Genomic DNA, 21,582 nt, shown 5'->3' with positions numbered 1-21,582 from the left:
GTTTTCGTTATACTTCATGCCGTTTTGTCGGGGCGGGGCGTTTTCCCTGCCGCGTCTGACGGCGGTATTCGTTGGGGGTCATGCCCTCCGCCTTGCGGAAGCACTGGGAGAAATAGCTGGGGGAGGAAAAGCCCATCAGCTCGCTGATCTGCGCCAGACTGTAGCTGGTGTTGCCCAGCATATGCTTGCTCTCCTCAATGCGGCGGCGGTTCAGGTAAGTAATGGGGGAAATGCCGTACTCCCGCTGGAAGGTGTGGGCCAGATAGTATTTGTTCAGATGGGCAAGCTCTGCCAGCAGGTCCAGCGAGATATCCTCGCGGTAGTTGGTGTCCAGATACCGCTTGATCTCGGCGCACTCCCGGTTCTCGGTCGGGGCGGCCTCCTCCAGCTGCAGCGAAATGGTGGTGCAGCGCACCAGCCAGATCAGCAGTACCTCCAGCAGGTCCTGACAAACGGTCTCGCAACCGTCTAAGCTGCGGTCGGCCTCGGCCAGCAGCATGTGCAACAACGTGACCATCCGCTCCCGGTTCTCCCGGCAATTGAAGATGGCGTAGTTCGTATCCGCCTTGCTGAACAAAAACTCCATGCTGGCAACGCCCAGCACGATATACTCCAAGGGCGAGGCGTTCAGGCTAAGCTCGGTATGCTCCACCTGCGGGTTCACAATGACCATATCGTCCGGCTTTACCGGGAACAGCTGCCCGGCAAGGTAGAACTGTCCCTCGCCGCTGAGGCAGTAGAACAGCTCCGTGCAGGAGTGGGTGTGGGTGGTACTGTTCCAATCGCCGCCAAACCGGCTCTTGCTGATGTACAGCAGACGGAAGGATTCCCGCGGGGCGGGCGCGTGGCGGATATCAAAGCGCTGGGTACTCATAGATGATCGGCTCCTTCGGGAAACGCAAATTTTCTAAAAACAAACGCAACATTCTGAAAACATTACCCCAAATTGGTGCGTTGCTTCGTGCACTTTACCCTCATTATAGAGGGAACACACAAAAAAAGCAAGCCCTGATTTTAGGCTGATTTTTATATTTTTGTTTCTCGAGTCTCTTCGGAATATGTCAAAATAGTTACGGGTTGGGGATTATGCTGAAACTTTTAAAAGATTTTTAGCACTTTTACTGAAAGAATTTTTTAGAAAGCAATATCTATAAAAAATGAAACAACAAACCTCTTGAGCAAGGAAGCGAAAGAATTTATATTGGAGGCAGAAAAACACACAGTCCTTCGGGCAAAGCCTGTTTGCCCGGCTGTGTTTGAACGGAACAAAATGATGGAGGCAACACAGTATGAATCGTATTTCTCGTCGTAATTTCCTGAAGGCGGCCGGCGTTGGCGCCGCTGCACTGGGTCTGGCTGCCTGCGGCGGCTCTTCCAGCTCCACCGCATCCAGCGTGGCATCCTCCACCGCCGCTTCTTCCGCAGCGGCGGCTGCAGACGTTACCATCAAGGTAGCCGCCATCGAGACCGGCTACGGCGCTGATATGTGGAAGAAGGTCGCCGAGGCCTTTACCGCACAGACCGGCATCAAGGTGGACCTGACCACCGACAAGAAGCTGGAGGACGTCATCGGCCCCTCCATGCAGGGTGGCGACTACCCCGACGTTGTCCATCTGGCTACCGGCCGTGAGGCTGCCCTGACCGAGCAGTTCATCAAGGGCAACCTGATCGCCGACATCACCGACGTGCTGAGCATGACCGTGCCCGGCGAGAGCAAGAAGGTGAGCGAGAAGATCGCCGGCGGCTTTACCGACACCTCCCTGACCAACCCCTACGGCGACGGCAAAACCTATCTGGCTCCCATGTTCTACAGCCCCTGCGGCCTGTTCTACAACGCCGGCTTCCTGAAGGAAAAGGGCTGGGACGTGCCCAAGACCTGGGACGAGATGTGGGCACTGGGCGACAAGGCTGCCGCTGAGGGCACCTACCTGTTCACCTACCCCACCACCGGCTACTTCGACGCCTTCTTCTATGCGCTGATGTACGCTGCCGGCGGCCCGGAGTTCTTCAATAAGGCCACCCACTACACCGAGGGCATCTGGGACACCCCCGAGGCAAAGACCTGCTTTGATATCGTGGCAAAGCTGGCTTCCTACACCAACCCCATCACCCCCGCACAGGCCAACGATCAGGACTTTACCCAGAACCAGCAGCTGGTGCTGGACAACAAGGCTCTGTTTATGCCCAACGGCACCTGGATCGTGGGCGAGATGGCCGAGGCTCCCCGTGCAGACGGCTTTGAGTGGGGCATGACCGCCCTGCCCGCTGTCAAGGCCGGCGGCGATGGTTACAGCTACACCTGGTTCGAGCAGGCATGGATCCCCGCCGGTGCCGAGCATCAGGATGCCGCCAAGCAGTTCGTGGCTTACCTGTACAGCGACGAAGCCTGCAAGCTGTTCGCCGAGAGCGGTGCGATCCAGCCTGTGCTGGGCATCGCCGACAGTCTGGAAGGCGACAACAAGATGTTCTACTCCATCTACGACAACGGCGCAAAGGCCGCTATGGGCAACTTTGCAGCCTTCAGCGCCATCCCCGGCGTGGAAGTGCGCACCGTGTTCTTCGACCCTGTCAACTCTCTGGTGTCCGGCAGCATGACCGAGCAGCAGTGGATCGACGGCATCAAGTCCGCCAGCGACCAGATGCGCGCCAACATCATCGAGTAATTAAGCCCTGCCCAGCGGGGGCGGTTTTTACCGCCTCCGCTTTTTTGGGCTGTACAGTACCATCAAGAAAGGAGCGGTCAATCCCCTATGAGAACGGATAAAAGCCGCAAACGGTTCGTATTCCTCTGTGTGGCACCGGCTACCATCCTGTTTTTCCTCTTTATGATCCTGCCCACCCTCAACGTGTTCCGCATGAGTTTGTATGAGCGGGGTGCCTATTCTCCCAACGAGACCTTTGTGGGGCTGAAGAACTTCCAGCATCTGCTGCGGGACGCCCAGTTCATCCGCTCCATGCAGAATATGATCCTGCTGGTGGTAACGGTCACCCTGATCACCTTCGCCTTTGCACTGGTATTTGCCGCCATCCTCACCCGGGAGAAGATCAAAGGCCAGAACTTTTTCCGCATCATCTTCTACATCCCCAACATTCTGTCGGTGGTCGTCATCTCCGGCATCTTCTCTGCCATCTATAAGCCGGAAAACGGCATGCTGAACAGCATCATCGGCCTGTTCCGCAACATGAGCGACCCCATCCTGTGGAAGGGCGAAAGGCTGGTCATCCCCTCCATCATCATTGCCATGGTGTGGCAGGCCATCGGCTACTACATGGTCATGTACATGGCCTCCATGTCTGCCGTGCCCATCAGCCTGTACGAGAGCGCCAATCTGGACGGTGCCGGGCGGCTGACCCAGTTCTTCCAGATCACCATCCCCCTTATCTGGACGAATATCCGCACCACCCTGACCTTCTTTATCATCTCCACCATCAACATGGCCTTCCTCTTCGTCAAGGCCATGACAAGCGGCGGCCCCAACGGCGCATCGGATGTGGCGCTGAGTTATATGTACAGCCAGAAAGACGCTGGCCTGTATGGTTACAGTATGGCTATCGGCGTGGTCATCTTCCTGTTCTCGTTTGCCCTGTCCGCCTGTGTCAACAAGGTTACCAACCGCGATACGCTGGAATTTTAAGGAGGGAAGAAGATGCAGAATACCACCGAAAAATCTTCCCGCTCTGCGGAAGGTCTGTACAAGTTTTTCATCTATTTTGTGCTGGTTCTGCTGGCCGTTACCATCATCGTGCCGGTGGCATGGGTGTTCATGGCCTCCATCAAACAGAATGCAGAGTTCTACGGCAACCCCTGGGCACTGCCCGCCGGGTTCTACTGGCAGAACTTCGTCAACGCATGGAACGGCGCGAAAATGGGCGAATATATGCTCAACTCGGTCATCGTCACCGCGCTGGCGCTGACACTGCTGCTGGTCGTTGCCCTGCCCGCCGCCTACTGCCTGTCCCGCTTTTGCTTCAAGGGGTGCAAGGTGCTGAACACCCTGTTCATGGCGGGCCTGTTCATCAACGTGAACTACATCGTGGTGCCCATCTTCCTGATGCTGCGGGACGGCGATGTGTGGCTGAAAAGCCACTTCGGCAGCGGCTTTCTGCTGAACAATCTGGTGGTGCTGGCGGTGGTGTACGCCGCCACCGCGCTGCCCTTTACCATCTACCTGCTGTCGGGCTACTTTGCCACCCTGCCCCACGATTTTGAGGAGGCCGCCTACATCGACGGTGCAAGCTACTTTTCCACCATGACCCGCATCATCTTCCCCATGGCAAAGCCCTCCATCATCACCATTATCCTGTTCAACTTCCTGTCCTTCTGGAACGAGTATATCATCTCCATGACCCTGATGAGCTCCACCAAGGCACCCCGCACCCTGCCGGTCGGTCTTTTGAACCTGATGCAGGCGCAGCAGAGCGCCGCCCAGTACGGTACCATGTACGCAGGCCTTGTGCTGGTGATGCTGCCCACCCTGATTTTGTACATCTGCGTGCAGCGGCAGCTGACGCAGGGCATGACCGTGGGCGGCCTGAAAGGTTAAGGTGACAAACGATGAAAGCATACTGGAAAAACCATCCCGCCCTGCGCATGATCCTGATGCTGGTGCTGTTCGTACTGGCACTGGTGCTGGTGGTGTCCGGCTGGAAAATGACCGGGCAGCTGGCAGGGCTTGGCATCATGCTGGTGGGCGTAGCGCTGCTGCTGGCAGTGCTGGCCATCTACAATGCGACCTATCAGGATTGAGGATAAGAGAGGTAAAGGAGAATCCCTATGGATGAAACAAGAAAGTCCGGGCGCGTGACCATCCCCACCGACTTGGACGTTGTGCCCGAAACGCTGGAGATCTTAAAAAAGTGGGGTGCTGATGCCATTCGCGACTGCGACGGCACCGACTTCCCGCAGCAGCTCAAGGATGCGGACGCCAAGATCTACTCCACCTACTATACCACCCGCAAGGACAACGCATGGGCAAAGGCAAACCCGGACGAGGTACAGCAGTGCTACATCATGACCGGCTTTTACACCGCCCCCGGCGACACCGTGACCATCCCGCTGATGAAGGGCATCAGCCCGGAGCTGATGCAGGTGAACACCAACGACGATATCACCCGCTGGTGGGAGGTCATGGATCGAACCACCGGTCAGCCCGTGCCGCCGGAGCAGTGGAGCTACGCCGACGGCAGTGTGACCGTACAGGCCGTACCGTTCCATGAGTATACCGTCAGTTTTCTGGCTTACCTCATCTGGGACCCGGTGCACATGTACAACGCCACCACCAACGGCTGGACGAACTTTGAGCACCAGATTACCTTTGATGTGCGTCAGCCCAAGACTCACAAGTATTCCATGGAGCGCCTGCGCAAGTTCATCGCAGAGCACCCCTATGTTAACGTCATCCGCTACACCACCTTCTTCCACCAGTTCACCCTGATCTTCGACGAGCTGAAGCGGGAGAAGTTCGTGGACTGGTATGGATACTCTGCTTCGGTCAGCCCTTATATCCTCAACCAGTTTGAGCAGGAAGTGGGCTACAAGTTCCGCCCGGAGTACATCATCGATCAGGGCTACTATAACAACCAGTACCGGGTGCCCAGCAAGGAATTCCGGGATTTTCAGGCCTTCCAGCGCCGCGAGGTGGCAAAGCTTGCCAAGGAGATGGTGGACATCACCCACGCGTGCGGGTGCGAAGCCATGATGTTCCTCGGCGATCACTGGATCGGCACCGAACCTTTCATGCCGGAGTTCAAGACCATCGGACTGGATGCCGTAGTGGGCAGCGTGGGCAACGGCTCCACCCTGCGCCTGATCTCTGACATTGAGGGCGTGAAGTACACCGAGGGCCGTTTCCTGCCGTACTTCTTCCCCGACACCTTCCACGAGGGCGGCGACCCGGTGCGGGAAGCCAAGGAAAACTGGGTTACAGCCCGCCGCGCTATCCTGCGTAAGCCCATCGACCGCATCGGCTATGGCGGCTATCTGAAACTGGCCTTGCAGTTCCCGGAGTTCGTGGACTACGTGGAGAGCGTCTGCAACGAGTTCCGCGAACTGTACGAGAACATCAAGGGCACTACACCCTACTGTGTCAAGCGAGTGGCCGTGCTGAACTGTTGGGGTAAAATGCGGGCTTGGGGCTGTCACATGGTGCATCACGCCCTCTATTACAAGCAGAACTATAGCTATGCCGGTGTCATTGAGATGCTGTCCGGTGCGCCCTTTGAGGTGAAGTTTATCAGCTTTGAGGATATCAAGAACGACCCGCATCTGCTGGATTCGTTGGATGTCATTATCAATGTCGGCGATGCCGACACCGCCCACACCGGCGGCATCTGGTGGGAAGACCCGGAGATCTCCTCCGCTATCCGCAAGTTCGTCTGGAACGGCGGCGGCTTTATCGGCGTGGGTGAGCCTTCCGGTCACCCGTATCAGGGCCACATTCTCCAGCTTGCCAGCGTGCTGGGCGTGGAGGAAGAAAACGGCTTCACCCTCAACTACGACAAATACAACTGGGAGGAGCACCCCGACCACTTTATCTTGCAGGACGCCGACCAACCCGTGGACTTTGGCGAGGGCAAAAAGAACATCTACGCCCTTGAGGGCACCGAGGTGCTGGTGCAGCGGAACAAGGAAGTGCAGATGGCGGCACACGACTTCGGCAAGGGTCGTGCCGTGTACATCAGCGGTGTGCCGTACAGCTTTGCCAACAGCCGCACCCTTTACCGCGCTATCCTGTGGAGCGCCCACAGCGAGGAGCAACTGCATACATGGTTCAGCTCCAATTATAATGTAGAAGTTCACGCCTACGTCAAGAACGGCAAGTATTGTGTGGTGAACAACACCTACGAGCCGCAGGACACCACCGTTTACACCACAGACGGCAGCAGCTTTGCTCTACACCTGGATGCCAACGAGATCAAGTGGTATGAGATCTAAGTTCTCCTTTTCATAAACGAACACAACGGGCAGCTCTGTTACCAGAGCTGCCCGTTGTGTTTGCTGTATCTGCCGATAACTCAACCTGTGTCAATCGAACGCTGCAATGGAGATGGCTGGAAACGCAGAAATTCAGTAATGCGAGCGTAATAGACCTGCAGAAAAAAGAAACTGCCCGTGCGAGTATGCGTAAGATGGTGAAACACTTACTGAAAAAATTTAAGTGTCCACCGGTGGAATATGATACGGCAATCAACACGGTCATTAGCCAGTGTGAGATGTGAACTGACAACATGGTAGTATGAATTGTATGAAATATCGTTGATTTGTGCTTGACAATCGGATTCCTTTTCTGTAAAAAGATTTTAGAAAATACTATTATTGAAAATACAAGCGGTTTGTGGATGCCCCTTGTGTATATGGGAGGAATGCCTGCGAATATCAGAATTTCATCGGAAGTGCGTCTTTTCTGCGCTTGCCGTTGTAGGCGGTGTATCATCAGCCGATGAACCTGTGCAAAGGGGTGCGGATGAGCACAACCAGCGACTTTGCAGCCTGCAGGTTTTGCTAATAAAAACCTTGAACCGAAACAACTCATGTGTGTACGCCTCCTATCAAATTTTTGTGTAATTCTATATAGCTTTTGGGGAAGGTGCTGATTATATCCTAAAAATTTGTATACTTCAATATGTTAAAGAAAGTTTGGAGAACCATTCAAAGAAATGCCCTAAACAAAAACGGAATGCGATTATTTTGACATAGCAACGCTGCTTATATAGAGTGAAGCACTACTTATAAATAGTGGTGTCAGGAATTGAGATTTTGGAATACCAAAAAAGACACCCTCGCTTTTGATAGGAATCTCATGCAGGGATGTCCTTATCTCAACGCGAAGGTGTCTTAATAACGAGGGTCAGATGCCACGGAACGTAAAGGTGAACTCCACAGGCTTGGTTACATCAGGAATATACTCCGGGTGGACATTGGCACCCCAGCTGTCATCACCGCCGACGCCCATCTGCTCGCCGATGGCACGAATCACCGTGTAATGGACTGGGGGCAGCTCGTAGGGATGCTTGGCACTCTCCATTTCATGGGGAGTGTAGGGCAGCGCAGAGAAGAACATGGGCTTTGCGGCATCTGCGGTAAACAGCAGCCCGCGACCCTTGCGGTCCACTACCTTTGCCCAACGCACAGCGGTCTTTGCACCGCACTCCTGCGGCACAAGGTACTGTGCCATGTTGTCTGCAACCTTGTTCTGGTAAATGCCCAGCTTGGCACCATGCTGGCGATCCCAGTAGGTCTCCGCAGGGCCGTTTCCGTACCACTCCACCGTGTCGTAGTCAGCGTCGATCTTGAACAGTACGCCGAACTCCGGCATTGCTGCAAGTCCTTCCACCGGGTCATAGTGCAGGGTGGTCTGGATGCGGCCATCACCGAACACACGGTACTGCAGGCTGCACTCTGCTGCGGGGCTGGTCTGGAGGTTATAGAGATAGGTCACGACCACGCTGTCGGCTTCCACCTCGCAGGTGGGATTCTGGAGGATGGTGCCGCCATGAACAGACGGAATCTCCTTGCCGATGCCCTTGGTGGTAGCGTACAGGCTTGCCAGCTTCCACTGACCGCGAACGCCGCCCATGTTGTTGCCGCAGTCGTTGTCGGTGGGAGCGCGCCAGAAGTTGGGACGGGGAATCTCCTGAATCATCTCCTTGCCGGCATAGCGGTAGGAAGTCAGACCGCCGTTCAGATCGGAGAACAAAACATCGAAATTCTCGCCCCGGACACCGATGTTGTGTGTACCGTGCGTAACGGTAAACGGCGTGAGCTTCTTGCTGGGAATGGAACGAACCACAGCGATCACACCCTGTCCAAAGGCGACTTCATGACCTTTCTTTGCCCAGCTGGTGTCCTCCTTCAAACGGAAGCTGATGGTCACTGCATATTCACCGGGGAGCGCAGGGACCATAAACGGCAGCGGGAAGCTGGAACGCTCTTCGGGAGCAACATCAATATTGGCTAGTTTCTGCTGCTGATACAGCTTTCCATCACGATGCAGCAGAGCAACGCAGTCGAAAGCACCCGTAGAGGTGAACAGGTTCTTATTCCAGACTTCAAATCCAGAGTTGTCGATGGAAACGGCGATGTTCTGATAGCAGAACTTGACCTCCTGCATCTTGGGAGAAGGAGCACGGTCACCACCATAGGCAATGCCGTTCCCGCTGAAATTATAGTCGGTAGGACGCTCACCGAAGTCGCCGCCGTAGGCTTGGAACCACTTGCCGTAGCGGTCTTTTTTCCAGATGGACTGGTCGATGTAATCCCAGATGAAGCCGCCCTGATAGCCGCAGTCCTTCTGGTCGGCAAGTTCCGTGTACTTGTACAAAGCACCGTTGGAGTTGCCCATAGCATGAGAATATTCGCACTCGATATAAGGCCGCTGATCGCCCTGTGCCAGATACTCTTTAATGTCCTTGACCGTGCTGTACATGTGGCTCTCGATATCGGTGGTTTCGAGGAAGCGGGGATCATTGACCACACCTTCGTAATGCACCAGACGGGTGTCATCAAAGCGGCGGACCATCTCTGCCATCTGGAGCAGGGTCTCACCACCAAACGATTCGTTGCCCAGAGACCAGATCAGAACAGCAGGATGATTTTTGTCACGCTGGTAAGTGGAATTCATGCGGTCAAACAAGACAGCTTTCCACTCCGGCTTATCATTGGGCAAAACGCCCTCGATGCCGCGAATGCCCGCCTGATGGATGTCCCATGTGCCATGGGATTCCAGATTGTTCTCTGCGATCAGATACAGACCATACTCGTCGCACAGGTCGTACAGTGCATCCTGATTCTGGTAATGGCTGGTGCGGATGGCATTGATGTTGTTCTGCTTCATGGTGATGATATCCCGAAGCAGTTCCTCATGGGTGTGTACGCCCACAGCACGACCCGTAATGGAGCTGAACTCATGACGGTTGGCACCCTTGAACACGATGCGCTTGCCGTTGAGCAGCATCCGATTGTTCTTCAGCTCGAACTTGCGGAAACCGACTTTCTGCCCAGTCACCTCTACCAGATGGCCTGCATCGTCCAGCAGCTCAATTTCCAGTTCATACAGAGCCGGGTCCTCTGCACTCCACAGGTGGGGGTTCTCCACCGTATGGCTGAACAACGCAGAGCCGCCGTTCAGTGCGATTTTTTCGGAGAACACTTCCAGCTCACTGCGGCGCAGGGTCAGACGGGCTGCGCCCTTACCCTCCACCTGCAATGCAACTTCCAGCGTGGAATGAGTAAAATCAGCCCCGGCAAACAGCGTTTTGACGGATATATCTTCCAGATGCACGGTGGGGATGGCGTACAGCCACACGCTGCGGAAGATGCCGGAGAAGCGGAAGAAGTCCTGATCTTCGCACCAGCTGGAGGAAGTCCACTTGAACACCTGTACAGCAAGTTTGTTCACGCCCGGCTGGAGATAGGGAGTCAGATCGAATGCGTGTGCGGAGAAGCTGTCCTCGGTGTAACCCACATAAGACCCGTTCAGCCAAAGAACCATGCCGCTTTCCACACCCTCGAACTCGATGTGGACGGGCTTGCCCTGCATGGATTCCGGCAGCTCGAAGTATTTTACATAGCTTGCCACCGGATTGAACCACTGCGGGATCTCACCCGGCTGTACTTCTTCACGGCCATCCCACGGATACTGAACATTCGCGTACTGGGGAATGTCGTAGCCCTCCATCTGGATGTGTGCCGGAACATGAATGTCATCCCAGCCGCTGCAATCGTAATCTGTCTTTTCAAAGCCGGGGATGGCACTGGTGTAGTTCTTTGCGTAGGCGAATTTCCAGATGCCGTCCAGCTTCAGCGCCAAAGAAGAGGAGCCTGTCCGATATTCTTCGCGGGAAGCGTAAGTACGGAAACTTGCATGAGCATTCAGCACGTTTTCCTTGAAAAAGGTGGGGTCTTTTACTTTTGCAAAATCAAATGCAGCCATAGTATTTCCTCATTTACCTTTTATAATTTTATAATATTTCTCCAGCCTCCCCCGGAGGAATCGCTGGATTCCTCCGGGGAACAGCAGATGAAGGAGAAATGATAATGGCTTGTTATCAGACTGCTGCACGCAGTTTTTCATTTGCTTCTTCGACCTTCATACGAGAGAGAATGAAGGTGATGATGGCATCCAGAGCAAACGGAATCACCAGATACATGATCTTCAGCATATTGATGCAGGAATCCGGCTGAACGGTCAGGGCGCTGTCAAAATGGCTTGCTGCCAGCAGCCAGCCGGTGATGGCAGTACCCAGACCGCCGCCCAGCTTCACACCGAGAGAAGTGCAGGAGTACATCGTGCCATCCACGCGCTTATGCTTCGTCAGCCAAGTATATTCAGAGCAAGCAGCAATCGCAGCGTTCATATCGCCCTGCCAAGGACCCTGACCAAGAGCTGCGATTGCAGTAAAGAGCAGCATCAAGGTCACATTGCCGCTGCCCATGTAACCAGCTACAGCAACCAGTGCACGAGAAATCGTTGCCAGAGTATAGCTCATTACATTCAGCTTATACATTCCGTTCCACTTTGCAACCAAGGTCGGGGTGAACACCAGTGCGATGATCAGAGGAATGTTGATTGCCCAAGAGAATACACCGAACAGATTCTGGTTGCCAAGGATGTAGGTTGCATAGTAGGTGCCCATGCTGATCATGGCACCGTAGATCTGCTGCAAAATGTAGGTGACGCAAATCATCATATAATATTTGTTACCAGCAAGCAGCTTTGCAGCCTGAACCAGATTGTACTTTTCGTCCTGCTCGATTTCCTTTTTGTCGGTGGTATCCACCAATTCGCCTTCCGGCAGTTCCTTCACGGAGAAAACGGAGAGGGTGTTGACAAGCAGACCGATGATGGCGTAGATGATTGCAACAGTGCGCCAACCGGCAGCACCACCGCCCAATGCCGTAACAGCACCCAGCGTGATGGACTGGATGAGCAGGCTGGTGGCAAAGGCGAACATGAAACGCCAAGAACCCATCTCGACCTGTTCGGCACTGTTCTTCGTGATGAGAGCAGTCAGTGCAGAGTAAGCAATGTTGTTGGCAGTGTAGAATACAGCGTTCAGCAGAGTATATGCGATCAGGAACCATGCGTACTGTGCAAACTGTCCCAGATTGGTCGGGATGGCGAAAATTGCCACCAGCGTAATGGCACAGCCAATGTAGCCGTACAGCATCCAAGGACGGGCTTTGCCCATCTTAGAATGCGTTTTGTCAATCAAAGAACCAAAGAAAATGTCCGTCACACCGTCCAGCAGTTTGGAAACTGCAATCAGAGTGCCGACAATACCGGGATTCAGGCCAACGGTGTTGGTCAGATAGATCATGACGAAGGAGGACAGGAATGCATACACCACGTTGCCTGCAATATCGCCTGAACCATAGCCGACTTTATTATACCACTTTAGATAACGTTTCTCAGTCATTGTGCTTTCTCCCATCTTGCTTGTTTTGTGTGGGCGCGACCAATCTGCTGCGCACTTCAGACTGGAATTCTCATTACGCAAGTTGCCCAAATCTCTTGCGTTTCGTCTGAAAATATTATAGAATCTAATGGAACGAAAAGATATAGACAAGATGGAACAAAATATGCACAAAATCAAAGAGTTTGTAATTTTTTGATAGAACATTTCTCAGATCACTGTAAAATCATCTGAAGATGAGGAGGACGCAGGGATGTATTTCAACTCAGGATATTTGAACAACTCCCGTTTGGATTTCAAAGACTACTCAAAGCCGCTGGTCGTAGGCAGTTGCGGCACTTATCGCTTGAAAAAACGCCCTAAGCTACCCACTTTTTGGGCAAAGGGCCGCAGAGACTATCAAATCCTCTATGTGGCATCTGGTAAAGCACACTTCTGGTTCGATGGTGTTGAGGAAGTGGTGACTTCTGGACACATGGTGCTTTATCAGCCGCAAGAAATCCAGAAGTATGTCTACTATGTAGAAGATCATCCAGAGGTGTTCTGGATTCACTTTACAGGATATGATGTCAAAAACATCCTGAACTATCACGGAATACCATTGGACAAGCACGTTTTTTACAGCGGCACACTGCCGGATTACAAAATGCTGTTCCGAAAGATCATCCGGGAACTGCAACAATGTGAATATGGCTATGAAGACTATATTGCTTCTCTCTTCAACATCATTCTGCTTTTAGTAAGCAGGCAACAGCAGGAAAGCGAGAAAACAACTACAAGCATCCCCGAAGAAATCGAAGCCGCCGTTGCCTACTTTAACGAGAATTATAATACAAAGGTCAGTGTGGACGATTACGCAGAATCGCTGCATATCAGTACGAACTGGTTTATCCGTAATTTTAAGCAGTACATGAAAATAAGCCCTGCACAATACATCCTGTCCCTTCGGATGGTAAATGCACAAAGCTTATTGGAGAACACCGAATACAATATTGGAGAAATTGCAGAGATCGTAGGGTATGATAACCCACTCTATTTTAGCCGGGTATTCAAGAAAGAGTATGGTGTCAGTCCGGCACAGTACCGAAAGAATCTGGAAGAATCTACTGAAAAATGAGAAAGATTCCTTATAAATAAGGAGAGTAGAACCATGCCGATAAAAAATGCGATCCACAGCCAACAAGTCTACGACCCAACGGATGAATCCATCATGGCAGAGCAGGAACTTTGCATGGAGCGGCTGTATTGAAAAAAGGTATCTACCAATTTTCCTTTAGGGAGCGGCAGAGATTCTTCCAGTTTCATACTGGATAATGTAATGCTCCTATGAAGAGCCTCATACAATCGGTTGGCTCAATGCAAATATGTCCTCTTTTGTGGAGTTCATCAACACGCTGTCATAAGCACGGAGTTCCCCTGCGAACAAAACATTCCGATATAAAAAAGGACGCTGCCGCCTCCGGGTGAGAGGTTGCAGCGTCCTTTTGGCATCAGAGGGCGAATGATCTGTCAGACTAAACGGCTCCCAACGAATGCGATGCTTTTAGCTTGCGTCTTTCTGTTCGTCAAGAATGCGCCAGCCGTCCATCAGGTCTGAATTTTCCATAATAAAGGTGTGGGCAGTGTCCTGTCCCCACGAGTTGTCGTATTTCAGCATCAGATAATCGCTCAACTCAGTTCGATTTTTGAACTTCAACAAGCGATACGGCTCCTGAAAAGCAACCTTTTCGACAAAATATACCACATCCGATGTGGGAAGCATAACGCCGACATGACCGATCATAAGAGAATTGTCCGTTTCAGAGAATTGGTCGTGCAGGACTACGGAGACAAGACGAATCTTATCATCTTCCGCGAAAGAGAGGCCGCGTTTCTTCCATTCCTGCTGAATCGTTTTCAAATGGGTAGGAATATCGGTCGTATTGGTGGTTTTAACCGGAGCGAACAGTGCATCAAACTTTTGTCTTTCATCGCCGCAAAGGGATTCCGGGTCGGAATCCAGTGTTTCATAGTCCATAAACAGGGTGTCCTCAGCTGAGTCAAGGTCTGCCTTGCCCGTGACAGTGATAAAATCACCGAACAGCCCACAAGCGGTGATTCGACAGTTCCAGCCGGGGAAAGTGTCATATTTTTCCGTCCATGCGTCCTGCATGGAGTAAGGATCGTATTTCAGATCCGAAGGCCTGGCATTTTCAAACCCTGTGGTGAGCCATGCCGGGTCCACAGCATTGTTGAACTTTTGCACATGATCAAAGAAGGTCTGTATCCGCAGGTCGGATACGCCGGCATCCTGCAAAAGTTTGGAAAGAAGACCCTGTGTATCCGAATCTGCTAAATTGGAGTATTCGACTTGCTGAAGGACGGGCTGAGAGGTTTTTTGAGTGCAGCCCACTGCCAGAAACGCACTGCAAAAAAGTGCAGCGGTGCAGACAAGAAAAGTTCGACGTTTCAAAAATGGTCACCTCGTTGTGTTTTTCGGAAAATTTCTTTGAGTGCCGGAGTCTCAACCATAAGCGAAGAGAGCAACGCCGTTGGTCTCGTAACGAATGGTATCACAGATAAACAAAGAAAATCAATGACTTCTGTCGTATTTGACCATATATAATGTTGCAGTATCCATATCCCATACGGCTAACGTCCATTTGGGGAAAGACAATGCGGCAGTTTTCTGAACGATTTTCTTCATGTCGGACACAACAGGAGTATACCCAAGTTGGAATAAAAATTTTCCGTTTTTTCAGAATGGAAGGTTCAAATCGCTTTCCAGATAGACGGACCAAACAGAAATAATCCGAACTTGTTTCCGATAGGAGATGGGTTCGGATTATTTGTTTTCTTCGGAAAATTAGCGTTTGCGAAGCAATGAAAGCCCCAGTGGGGCTTTTAAGCGACGGAACGGTCTGCGTTAGCAGATGGAGGGGCTTTGCCCCGACAAGTTCCATGCAGGTGTCCGTGGAAGATAAAATCCTAAATCATAGATTGGGCGATATAAGCTACAACATGATTTCAGGAGGATACGAACATGAAGTATGATGAAAGCGTTTGCAAGTTTAATATGGATACCGACTGCGTGGAGCTGCTGCTCCGGGATGGGAGAATGATCTCCATCGACTGTACCGGGGTCGAGGATGCACTGGATGTGACCATGGCGCAGATGTCAGAGTTAGACTACCTCATTTATAATGACCCACTTGGTTATGCCGATTTGATTCTGAATGGCAATCCAGAAGAATACTTGAAAAACGTAACCGGGAGCCATGGGTTAGAAGATTAAGAGAAATGCCGTTCCAAAAGCAACTGGAACGGCATTTCTTATCTTTCGATATTCGGCATCTTCTGTCTCCGAAGCTCCTGCCGGATGGCACGGAACTGATCAGGTACATCCGCATCGGTCATCGCACTGGGGACATCCACTGTCCCAGCGGCTTTGGCGGCTTCATAGAACCAGCATTTATACTCCACGGTTTCCAGCGTGTGCTGTAACTGCTGGATCTGCTGGGTGAGCACCTCCCGCTGATGCCGGAACATTTCCAGCCGGGTGTCAATGGTGTCGTCTCCCTGCATGGAAAGCTCAATATACTGCCGGATATCCTTGATGGACATTCCGGCTTTTTTCATGCAGCGGATGACCTGCAGCCACTCGAAGTCGTTTTCCCGGAACATCCGAATGCCGCCGGAGGAACGCTCCACAAAGGGAAGTAACCCTTCTTTGTCGTAGTAGCGCAGGGTGGAGGCAGGTACGCCCAGCTTTTGTGCCATTTCGCCTACGGTATAGATCATCTGAAACCTCCGTTTTTTTCAAAAAGCCCTTGACTTAAAGTACGCTTTAAGTTGTATGATAAAATCAAACTTTATCAACATCATAATGCGGATGCACTCCGCTGTCAAGGAGGTTCCTATGAGCAAGAAGGTATTGATTTTGTCTGGCAGTCCCCGGAAGGGCGGTAACTCTGATATTCTATGCGATGAATTTCTGCGTGGAGCACAGGATGCCGGGCACAAAGCAGAAAAGATCCGGGTCGCTGAGAAAAAGGTGACTCCCTGTTCCGGCTGCTACTACTGCAGCACCCACGGCGGAGCCTGCGTCCACAAGGATGATATGGCAGACATCCTGCAAAAGATGATCGATGCCGATGTCATTGTGCTGGCAAGCCCGGTATACTTCTACTCCATCAGTGCCCAGTTGAAGGCAGTGATCGACCGTACCGTGGCACGGTGGCTCGAGGTCAAAGACAAGGAATTTTACTACATCACCACCATGGCAGACGAGGAAAAAGCCTCTGCGGACACTACGCTGGCCTGCTTCCGGGGCTATGCAGACTGTGTGGAAGGTGCCGTGGAAAAGGGAGTCCTTGTAGCATGTGGCGTTTACGAGCCGGGTGCGGTGCGAAACACCTCTGCAATGGCACAGGCTTACGAGATGGGGAGAAACGTATAATGGCAGTAAAACAGACCGCAGGGCGTGATGCTCTGGGCGAATTTGCACCAAAATTTGCAGAACTTAACGATGAGGTACTATTCGGGCAGGTGTGGAGCCGAGAGGATAAACTCTCTCTCCGGGACCGCAGCCTTGTGACGGTGGTGGCACTGATGGCGCAGGGACTGACGGACTCCTCGTTTCGGTATCACCTGACGGCAGCCAAAAACAACGGTATTACCCGGACTGAGATTGCAGAGATCCTGACTCATGCGGCGTTTTATGCAGGCTGGCCCAAGGCGTGGGCGGCTTTCCGCATGGCAAAGGAAGTCTGGGCAGAGGAATCTGCAGAGGATGCCAAGGCAAAGCACCAGAGTGAAATGGTGTTCCCCATCGGTGCATCCAACGACGGTTTTGCACAGTATTTCAGCGGAAAAAGCTATCTGGCACCCTTGTCCACCGCACAGGTTGGCATTTACAACGTCACCTTTGAGCCGGGCTGCCGGAACAACTGGCACATCCACCATGCTGCAAAGGGCGGCGGACAGATCCTTGTCTGCGTGGCAGGCCGGGGCTACTATCAGGAATGGGGCAAAGCTCCGCTGGAGCTGCATCCGGGCGATGTGGTGAACATTCCCCCGGAGGTCAAGCACTGGCACGGTGCTGCACCCGATTGCTGGTTCTCTCATCTGGCAGTGGAAGTGCCCGGCGAAGGCACCTCTAACGAGTGGTGCGAGCCGGTGCCGGAAGAAACCTATAAGGAGTTACGGTGATGCGGTTTGATGTACCCCCAACCACGATGAAACAAAAACAGGGTGCGCCCCTGAATAGGACGCACCCTGCCTCGCAATTCATGATTTGATTCGTTGGCAACGACCGTGAATTGCATATCGCAAACAGGTCGTTGAGAATTGCGCTGCCTGTAAAACTTGCGATTAAAGCCACAGATAACAGCGATATGTACAACAGGGCGTTCCCCATCGGGAACGCTCTGTTTCTCTTTGTTTGTGGGCTGGCCTCATTTGGTTTTGACCACAATGCGGGTGGCTTTATATTGCGACAAAAAGCGGGCAGCCGTTTTGTGGCTGCCCGCCGGGGATATGAAATGGTTTATCTGTTATGTGATCTTATAATTTATATTGCATAAAATTGCCATTGTGAACAAACCCAAAATTGGAATATGCCTATTTTATATACGCTCCAGTCCTCCGTAAACTGCGCTTTATCGCGCCTAAAGAGACAGCGCTTTCGCCTGAGTTACAGAATATACTCCATCTGACGTTCCTTGGTTTTCATGCCCATTTTTTCATAAAAGTGTTCTGCCGAAGTGTTCCCCGCCCAGACGTTCAGGGTCACCTCATAGCAGCCCAGCGCTTTTGCTTGCTGCTTTACATATTCAAACAGGCTTTCCCCGATGTGTTGCCCGCGCGCCTGCTTGTCAACGCAAAGGTCATCAATGAACAGCGACTTGAAGGGCACCATATTGGTGGAAAAAGGCTGCTCTTTCAGCTGACAGAAAGCATAGCCCATGCACACATCCTCCTCGTTCACGGCAACGTAGATGGGCTTGTCCTCCTGCTTCAAAAGCGCTGCCAGTTCACAGACGGTGTATTTTGTGGTGCCGGGAATAAAAATATCCGGGCGTATCTCTGCGTGGATCTGCAGCACCTGCCCCAGCAGCGCAAGCAGTCTGGGAATGTCTTTTTCCTCGGCTTTACGAATGTTCATTTTTTACTCCTTCCATTTTCTGGATTTTACATTTCCAGTATACCACATCGGGCGGCACAGGAAAAGAGAAAATGCAAACCGCCCGAGGGGCGCAAACAAAAACGCGAGCGGCCAAAGCGGTCGTTCGCGTTTTTATGTGTTGGGCAGATCGCTTAAACCAGATACGGGTCCAGCAGGGCGTCTATCTCTTTTTTACGTTTAGGAGAGGGCTTTTTCACGGCACGGCCGCGGCAGACCACCAGTTCCAGATGCTGCAAGGCCCGCAGATCCTCCAGCGGGTTTTCGCGGGTCACGATAAAATCTGCGCTTTTGCCGGGTATGATAGAGCCGGTCACATCGCCGATGCCCGCCAGCTGCGCGTTGCGCAGGGTGGCCGTGTAGAGGGCGAAACGGTTGCTCACGCCGCAGTATTTATGGAAGTAGCACAGCTCCCGCCAGAAATCGTACTGGGTAATATAGGGGCAGCCCACATCGTTGCCCAAGCCCACCGGAATGCCGTTTGCCAGCGCAGTCTTGGCACTCTCGACTACACCGTCAAAGACGATCTTGCCGTTGTACTGGTCTTTTTCCGACGCGCCCGAAACGGCGGTGTCAAACAGTGCATAGGGCAGTGCGGGGGAGATGGTCGTGCACAGAAATGCACCCCGCTCCTTGTACAGACGCACCGTCTCCTCATCCATTTTTGCACCGTGCTCGATGGAATCCACGCCATTTTCCAGCGCAGCCTTCACGCCCGCAGGGGATTCGGTGTGGGCGGCAACAGTGTAGCCCAGCTTGTGGGCTGCATCGCAGACGGCTTTGATCATCTCCGGCGGCATCTTCATCTCGCCGGGGGTGCCCTTTTCGGTGGCGTCCAGCACGCCGCCGGTGATCATCAGTTTGACAAGGTCTACCTTCTGTTCACTGGCCTTTTTCAGCTGTGCCAGCGCTTCGGCGTTGTTGTGTGCCGCCACTGCTACTGAGCCTGCCATGTGCCCGCCCGGCACCGAGATGCCCTCGTTAGCGGCCAGAATGCGGGGTGCCAGCACCTTCCCGGCGGCGCTGTCGTCCCGGCAGCGGGTGTCAAAGTCCGCAATGCCGCCCACAGTGCGCACGGTGGTCACGCCGCCCAGCAGTTCCAGCTTAGCATAGCTGCATACCAGCCGGTAGGCGATGGCGCGGGTCAGTCTGTTGCTCAGGATCTTACGCACCAGCGCCGCATTGTCCCGGGGCTTTGCGCTGGGCTTGCCGTTGCCCGCCAGATGGACGTGCAGGTTGATGAGCCCCGGGCAAAGATACCCGCCGCGCAGATCGATGACCTCGTAGCCGTCAAGGTTTGCACCCGCATCTGCGATAGCGGTGATCTTGTCGTTCTCGGTCAGCAGCACCTTGCCCCGTACCGGTTCCATCTGCTCGGTGCCGTCCAGAAGGATGCCGTTTGTGTATGCGCGCTTCATGTGTTCCATCCTCTTTCCGTTGTATTTTTAGAGTGCAGACTGCCTTATCCGTCCAATTTCTCCTGTGCCCGGTATTGCAGCGCTTCCAGCAGGGAGTCCTCGTCCAGCAGGGTCTTGCCGGCAAGGTCGGCCACGGTGCGGGCTACCCGCAAAATGCGGTCGTGTGCCCGGGCAGAAAGCCCCAGTGCATCGTAGGAGCTGCGCAGCAGCTGCTCGGCACCGGGGGTCATACGGCAGATACGCCGCACCTGTCCGGCGTTCAGCTGGGCGTTGCAGTGCACTCCCTTAAAGCCTGGCGCAGCGTAGCGTTTGGCCTGAATGGCGCGGGCAGCCAGCACCTGTTTGCGCAGCTCCGCGCTGCTCTCGGAGGGGGCAGCGGTGTGCAGCTCGTCAAAGGCGATGGGGTCCATCTCCACGCACAGGTCGATGCGGTCCAAAAGCGGGCCGGACACCCGGCTGCGGTACTGCCGCACCGCGCTGGGCGAGCAGGTGCAGGCGCGGGTGGGGTGGCCGTAGTAGCCGCATTTGCAGGGATTCATGGCGGCTACCAGCTGAAAGTGGCTGGGGTAGGTAGCACTTCCGGCGGCGCGGCTCACGGTGATCTGTCCGTCCTCCAGCGGCTGGCGCAGCACCTCTAAGCTCTCGCGGGAAAACTCCGGCAGCTCGTCCAAAAACAGCACTCCGCAGTTGGCCAGACTGCACTCGCCCGGGCGGAACTGTGCCCCGCCGCCGGCTAGGGCGGCAGAGCTTGCCGAGTGGTGCGGGCTGCGGAAGGGGCGGGCAGAGATCAGCCCGCGTCCCTGCGGCAGCTGCCCGGCGATGGAGTAGATTTTGGTCGTCTCCACCGCTTCCTCCCGGGTCAGGGGCGGCAGGATGCCCGGCAGCCGCTTTGCCAGCATGGATTTGCCGGTGCCGGGGGCGCCCGTTAAAAGCACGTTGTGCCCGCCTGCGGCTGCAATGACCATGGCGCGCCGCGCCAGCGACTGCCCCATTACGTCCGCGAAATCCGGCACCTGCTGCCATGCGTCCTCCGGGTCAAAGGGGATGACAGCGGCAGGGGAGAGGGGACGGATGCCCTTCAGCGCCTCCACCACCTCCCGGGCGGTGTGGGCAGGGTAGACGGTCATGGTGTCGGCGCAGGCCTCAGCTGCTTCGGCGGCGTTCTCTGCCGGGACGTACAGCGCCCGGATGCCGTGTTCAGCAGCGGCAAGTGCCATGGGCAGCACGCCGGACACCGGACGCAGACTGCCGTCCAGTGCAAGCTCGCCCAGAAAGGCAGCGTCGGCGGGCACCTCTTCCAGCTGTCCGCTGGCGGTCAGCAGTGCCAGCAGCAGCGGCAGATCGTACACCGGGCCAGTCTTGCGCACATCGGCAGGGGCAAGGTTGATGGTGATGCGCCGGTCCGGGAAGCGGAAGCCAAGGTTTTTGATGGCGGCGCGCACCCGGTCGGCGCTTTCCCGCACGGCAGAGTCCGGCAGGCCGACGATGGAAAACGCGGGCAGCCCGCCGGAAACATCGGCCTCCACCGCTACGGCAAAGCCGCGCAGTCCGTTCAGGCCAAAGCTGTTGGTCACAGAATACATGGTG

General features: G+C 53.9%; 18 protein-coding genes and 1 pseudogene. 11 read left to right on the top strand and 8 right to left on the bottom strand.

The genetic code is table 11. The annotated features are described in order from the left end of the window. Positions 1 to 7 precede the first annotated feature (7 nt). Positions 8 to 874, bottom strand: a complete 867-nt coding sequence (locus MTP36_RS10040) for a helix-turn-helix domain-containing protein (protein ID WP_249249345.1) — start codon at positions 872 to 874, stop codon at positions 8 to 10. A 415-nt stretch (positions 875 to 1,289) separates the two neighbouring features. On the opposite strand from MTP36_RS10040, the gene MTP36_RS10035 reads away from it, so the two are divergent. The 6 genes and pseudogenes from MTP36_RS10035 to MTP36_RS16075 form a co-directional block, all read left to right on the top strand. Then, a complete protein-coding gene (locus tag MTP36_RS10035) occupies positions 1,290 to 2,663 on the top strand; it encodes a carbohydrate ABC transporter substrate-binding protein (protein WP_005926929.1) in 1,374 nt (457 codons plus the stop codon). A gap of 87 nt (positions 2,664 to 2,750) precedes the next feature. Then, positions 2,751 to 3,635 (top strand): carbohydrate ABC transporter permease, encoded by an 885-nt coding sequence (locus tag MTP36_RS10030; RefSeq protein ID WP_249249325.1) that lies wholly within the window; start codon positions 2,751 to 2,753, stop codon positions 3,633 to 3,635. Positions 3,636 to 3,647: 12 nt separating this feature from the next. Further along, on the top strand, positions 3,648 to 4,544 hold the full coding sequence (locus MTP36_RS10025) for a carbohydrate ABC transporter permease (RefSeq protein WP_055184862.1): 897 nt from the start codon (positions 3,648 to 3,650) through the stop codon (positions 4,542 to 4,544). A gap of 11 nt (positions 4,545 to 4,555) precedes the next feature. Beyond that, positions 4,556 to 4,747, top strand: a complete 192-nt coding sequence (locus MTP36_RS10020) for a DUF6903 family protein (RefSeq protein ID WP_097793535.1) — start codon at positions 4,556 to 4,558, stop codon at positions 4,745 to 4,747. Between the two features lie 27 nt (positions 4,748 to 4,774). Continuing rightward, the gene (gene gnpA / locus MTP36_RS10015) at positions 4,775 to 6,934 is read left to right on the top strand and encodes a 1,3-beta-galactosyl-N-acetylhexosamine phosphorylase (RefSeq protein WP_249249313.1); all 2,160 of its coding nucleotides are present in this window, start codon (positions 4,775 to 4,777) and stop codon (positions 6,932 to 6,934) included. A 149-nt stretch (positions 6,935 to 7,083) separates the two neighbouring features. Then, positions 7,084 to 7,218, top strand: a pseudogene (locus MTP36_RS16075) (type I restriction enzyme endonuclease domain-containing protein); the annotation flags it as partial. 629 nt (positions 7,219 to 7,847) lie between these two features. On the opposite strand, the gene MTP36_RS10005 reads toward MTP36_RS16075, so the two are convergent. Further along, a complete protein-coding gene (locus MTP36_RS10005; RefSeq protein ID WP_249249302.1) occupies positions 7,848 to 10,931 on the bottom strand; it encodes a glycoside hydrolase family 2 TIM barrel-domain containing protein in 3,084 nt (1,027 codons plus the stop codon). 115 nt (positions 10,932 to 11,046) lie between these two features. Next, positions 11,047 to 12,417 (bottom strand): MFS transporter, encoded by a 1,371-nt coding sequence (locus tag MTP36_RS10000; protein ID WP_207686366.1) that lies wholly within the window; start codon positions 12,415 to 12,417, stop codon positions 11,047 to 11,049. A gap of 250 nt (positions 12,418 to 12,667) precedes the next feature. Here MTP36_RS10000 and MTP36_RS09995 point away from each other — a divergent pair, with 250 nt between their 5' ends. Beyond that, positions 12,668 to 13,531 carry a helix-turn-helix domain-containing protein gene (locus tag MTP36_RS09995; protein WP_249249277.1) on the top strand — a complete coding sequence of 288 codons (864 nt, stop codon included), beginning with the start codon at positions 12,668 to 12,670 and terminating at the stop codon, positions 13,529 to 13,531. 426 nt (positions 13,532 to 13,957) lie between these two features. Here MTP36_RS09995 and MTP36_RS09990 read toward each other — a convergent pair whose 3' ends face one another. Next, a complete protein-coding gene (locus MTP36_RS09990; RefSeq protein WP_249249268.1) occupies positions 13,958 to 14,866 on the bottom strand; it encodes a DUF4300 family protein in 909 nt (302 codons plus the stop codon). A 570-nt stretch (positions 14,867 to 15,436) separates the two neighbouring features. On the opposite strand from MTP36_RS09990, the gene MTP36_RS09985 reads away from it, so the two are divergent. Next, positions 15,437 to 15,688 carry a DUF6061 family protein gene (locus tag MTP36_RS09985; protein WP_249249258.1) on the top strand — a complete coding sequence of 84 codons (252 nt, stop codon included), beginning with the start codon at positions 15,437 to 15,439 and terminating at the stop codon, positions 15,686 to 15,688. 38 nt (positions 15,689 to 15,726) lie between these two features. Here MTP36_RS09985 and MTP36_RS09980 read toward each other — a convergent pair whose 3' ends face one another. Beyond that, complete coding sequence (locus MTP36_RS09980) at positions 15,727 to 16,194, bottom strand: MerR family transcriptional regulator (protein WP_249249249.1); 468 nt, start codon at positions 16,192 to 16,194, stop codon at positions 15,727 to 15,729. Between the two features lie 118 nt (positions 16,195 to 16,312). On the opposite strand from MTP36_RS09980, the gene MTP36_RS09975 reads away from it, so the two are divergent. The 3 genes from MTP36_RS09975 (at position 16,313) to MTP36_RS09965 (ending at position 17,978) form a co-directional block, all read left to right on the top strand. Next, complete coding sequence (locus MTP36_RS09975; RefSeq protein WP_249249240.1) at positions 16,313 to 16,852, top strand: flavodoxin family protein; 540 nt, start codon at positions 16,313 to 16,315, stop codon at positions 16,850 to 16,852. Then, on the top strand, positions 16,852 to 17,604 hold the full coding sequence (locus tag MTP36_RS09970) for a carboxymuconolactone decarboxylase family protein (protein WP_249249229.1): 753 nt from the start codon (positions 16,852 to 16,854) through the stop codon (positions 17,602 to 17,604). The genes MTP36_RS09975 and MTP36_RS09970 overlap by 1 nt, the downstream gene beginning before the upstream one ends. Before the next feature lie 131 nt (positions 17,605 to 17,735). Beyond that, entirely contained in the window at positions 17,736 to 17,978 is a 243-nt protein-coding gene (locus tag MTP36_RS09965) for a hypothetical protein (protein WP_249249208.1), read from the top strand. A 110-nt stretch (positions 17,979 to 18,088) separates the two neighbouring features. On the opposite strand, the gene MTP36_RS09960 is transcribed toward MTP36_RS09965, so the two are convergent. The 3 genes from MTP36_RS09960 to MTP36_RS09950 all read right to left on the bottom strand — a co-directional run bounded on the left by MTP36_RS09960 (position 18,089) and on the right by MTP36_RS09950 (position 21,578). Continuing rightward, positions 18,089 to 18,559 (bottom strand): GNAT family N-acetyltransferase, encoded by a 471-nt coding sequence (locus tag MTP36_RS09960; RefSeq protein ID WP_249249189.1) that lies wholly within the window; start codon positions 18,557 to 18,559, stop codon positions 18,089 to 18,091. Positions 18,560 to 18,711: 152 nt separating this feature from the next. After that, the gene (locus tag MTP36_RS09955; RefSeq protein ID WP_249249186.1) at positions 18,712 to 19,995 is read right to left on the bottom strand and encodes an amidohydrolase family protein; all 1,284 of its coding nucleotides are present in this window, start codon (positions 19,993 to 19,995) and stop codon (positions 18,712 to 18,714) included. Between the two features lie 44 nt (positions 19,996 to 20,039). After that, on the bottom strand, positions 20,040 to 21,578 hold the full coding sequence (locus tag MTP36_RS09950) for a YifB family Mg chelatase-like AAA ATPase (RefSeq protein ID WP_055184843.1): 1,539 nt from the start codon (positions 21,576 to 21,578) through the stop codon (positions 20,040 to 20,042). Between the last annotated feature and the right edge of the window lie 4 nt (positions 21,579 to 21,582).

Origin of the sequence: Faecalibacterium sp. I4-1-79, assembly GCF_023347235.1 — a bacterium.
Lineage (GTDB): Bacteria > Bacillota > Clostridia > Oscillospirales > Ruminococcaceae > Faecalibacterium > Faecalibacterium tardum.
The sequence above is the reverse complement of the archived record's forward strand: the minus strand, read 5'-3'. Positions and strand labels throughout refer to the sequence as shown.

What these genes read in the sequence shown, in the direction of transcription:
- MTP36_RS10040 (WP_249249345.1), bottom strand. Translation starts at nt 874, where the DNA reads ATGAGTACCCAGCGCTTTGATATCCGCCACGCGCCCGCCCCGCGGGAA.
- MTP36_RS10035 (WP_005926929.1), top strand. Translation starts at nt 1,290, where the DNA reads ATGAATCGTATTTCTCGTCGTAATTTCCTGAAGGCGGCCGGCGTTGGC.
- MTP36_RS10030 (WP_249249325.1), top strand. Translation starts at nt 2,751, where the DNA reads ATGAGAACGGATAAAAGCCGCAAACGGTTCGTATTCCTCTGTGTGGCA.
- MTP36_RS10025 (WP_055184862.1), top strand. Translation starts at nt 3,648, where the DNA reads ATGCAGAATACCACCGAAAAATCTTCCCGCTCTGCGGAAGGTCTGTAC.
- MTP36_RS10020 (WP_097793535.1), top strand. Translation starts at nt 4,556, where the DNA reads ATGAAAGCATACTGGAAAAACCATCCCGCCCTGCGCATGATCCTGATG.
- gnpA (WP_249249313.1), top strand. Translation starts at nt 4,775, where the DNA reads ATGGATGAAACAAGAAAGTCCGGGCGCGTGACCATCCCCACCGACTTG.
- MTP36_RS10005 (WP_249249302.1), bottom strand. Translation starts at nt 10,931, where the DNA reads ATGGCTGCATTTGATTTTGCAAAAGTAAAAGACCCCACCTTTTTCAAG.
- MTP36_RS10000 (WP_207686366.1), bottom strand. Translation starts at nt 12,417, where the DNA reads ATGACTGAGAAACGTTATCTAAAGTGGTATAATAAAGTCGGCTATGGT.
- MTP36_RS09995 (WP_249249277.1), top strand. Translation starts at nt 12,668, where the DNA reads ATGTATTTCAACTCAGGATATTTGAACAACTCCCGTTTGGATTTCAAA.
- MTP36_RS09985 (WP_249249258.1), top strand. Translation starts at nt 15,437, where the DNA reads ATGAAGTATGATGAAAGCGTTTGCAAGTTTAATATGGATACCGACTGC.
- MTP36_RS09980 (WP_249249249.1), bottom strand. Translation starts at nt 16,194, where the DNA reads ATGATCTATACCGTAGGCGAAATGGCACAAAAGCTGGGCGTACCTGCC.
- MTP36_RS09975 (WP_249249240.1), top strand. Translation starts at nt 16,313, where the DNA reads ATGAGCAAGAAGGTATTGATTTTGTCTGGCAGTCCCCGGAAGGGCGGT.
- MTP36_RS09970 (WP_249249229.1), top strand. Translation starts at nt 16,852, where the DNA reads ATGGCAGTAAAACAGACCGCAGGGCGTGATGCTCTGGGCGAATTTGCA.
- MTP36_RS09960 (WP_249249189.1), bottom strand. Translation starts at nt 18,559, where the DNA reads ATGAACATTCGTAAAGCCGAGGAAAAAGACATTCCCAGACTGCTTGCG.
- MTP36_RS09955 (WP_249249186.1), bottom strand. Translation starts at nt 19,995, where the DNA reads ATGAAGCGCGCATACACAAACGGCATCCTTCTGGACGGCACCGAGCAG.
- MTP36_RS09950 (WP_055184843.1), bottom strand. Translation starts at nt 21,578, where the DNA reads ATGTATTCTGTGACCAACAGCTTTGGCCTGAACGGACTGCGCGGCTTT.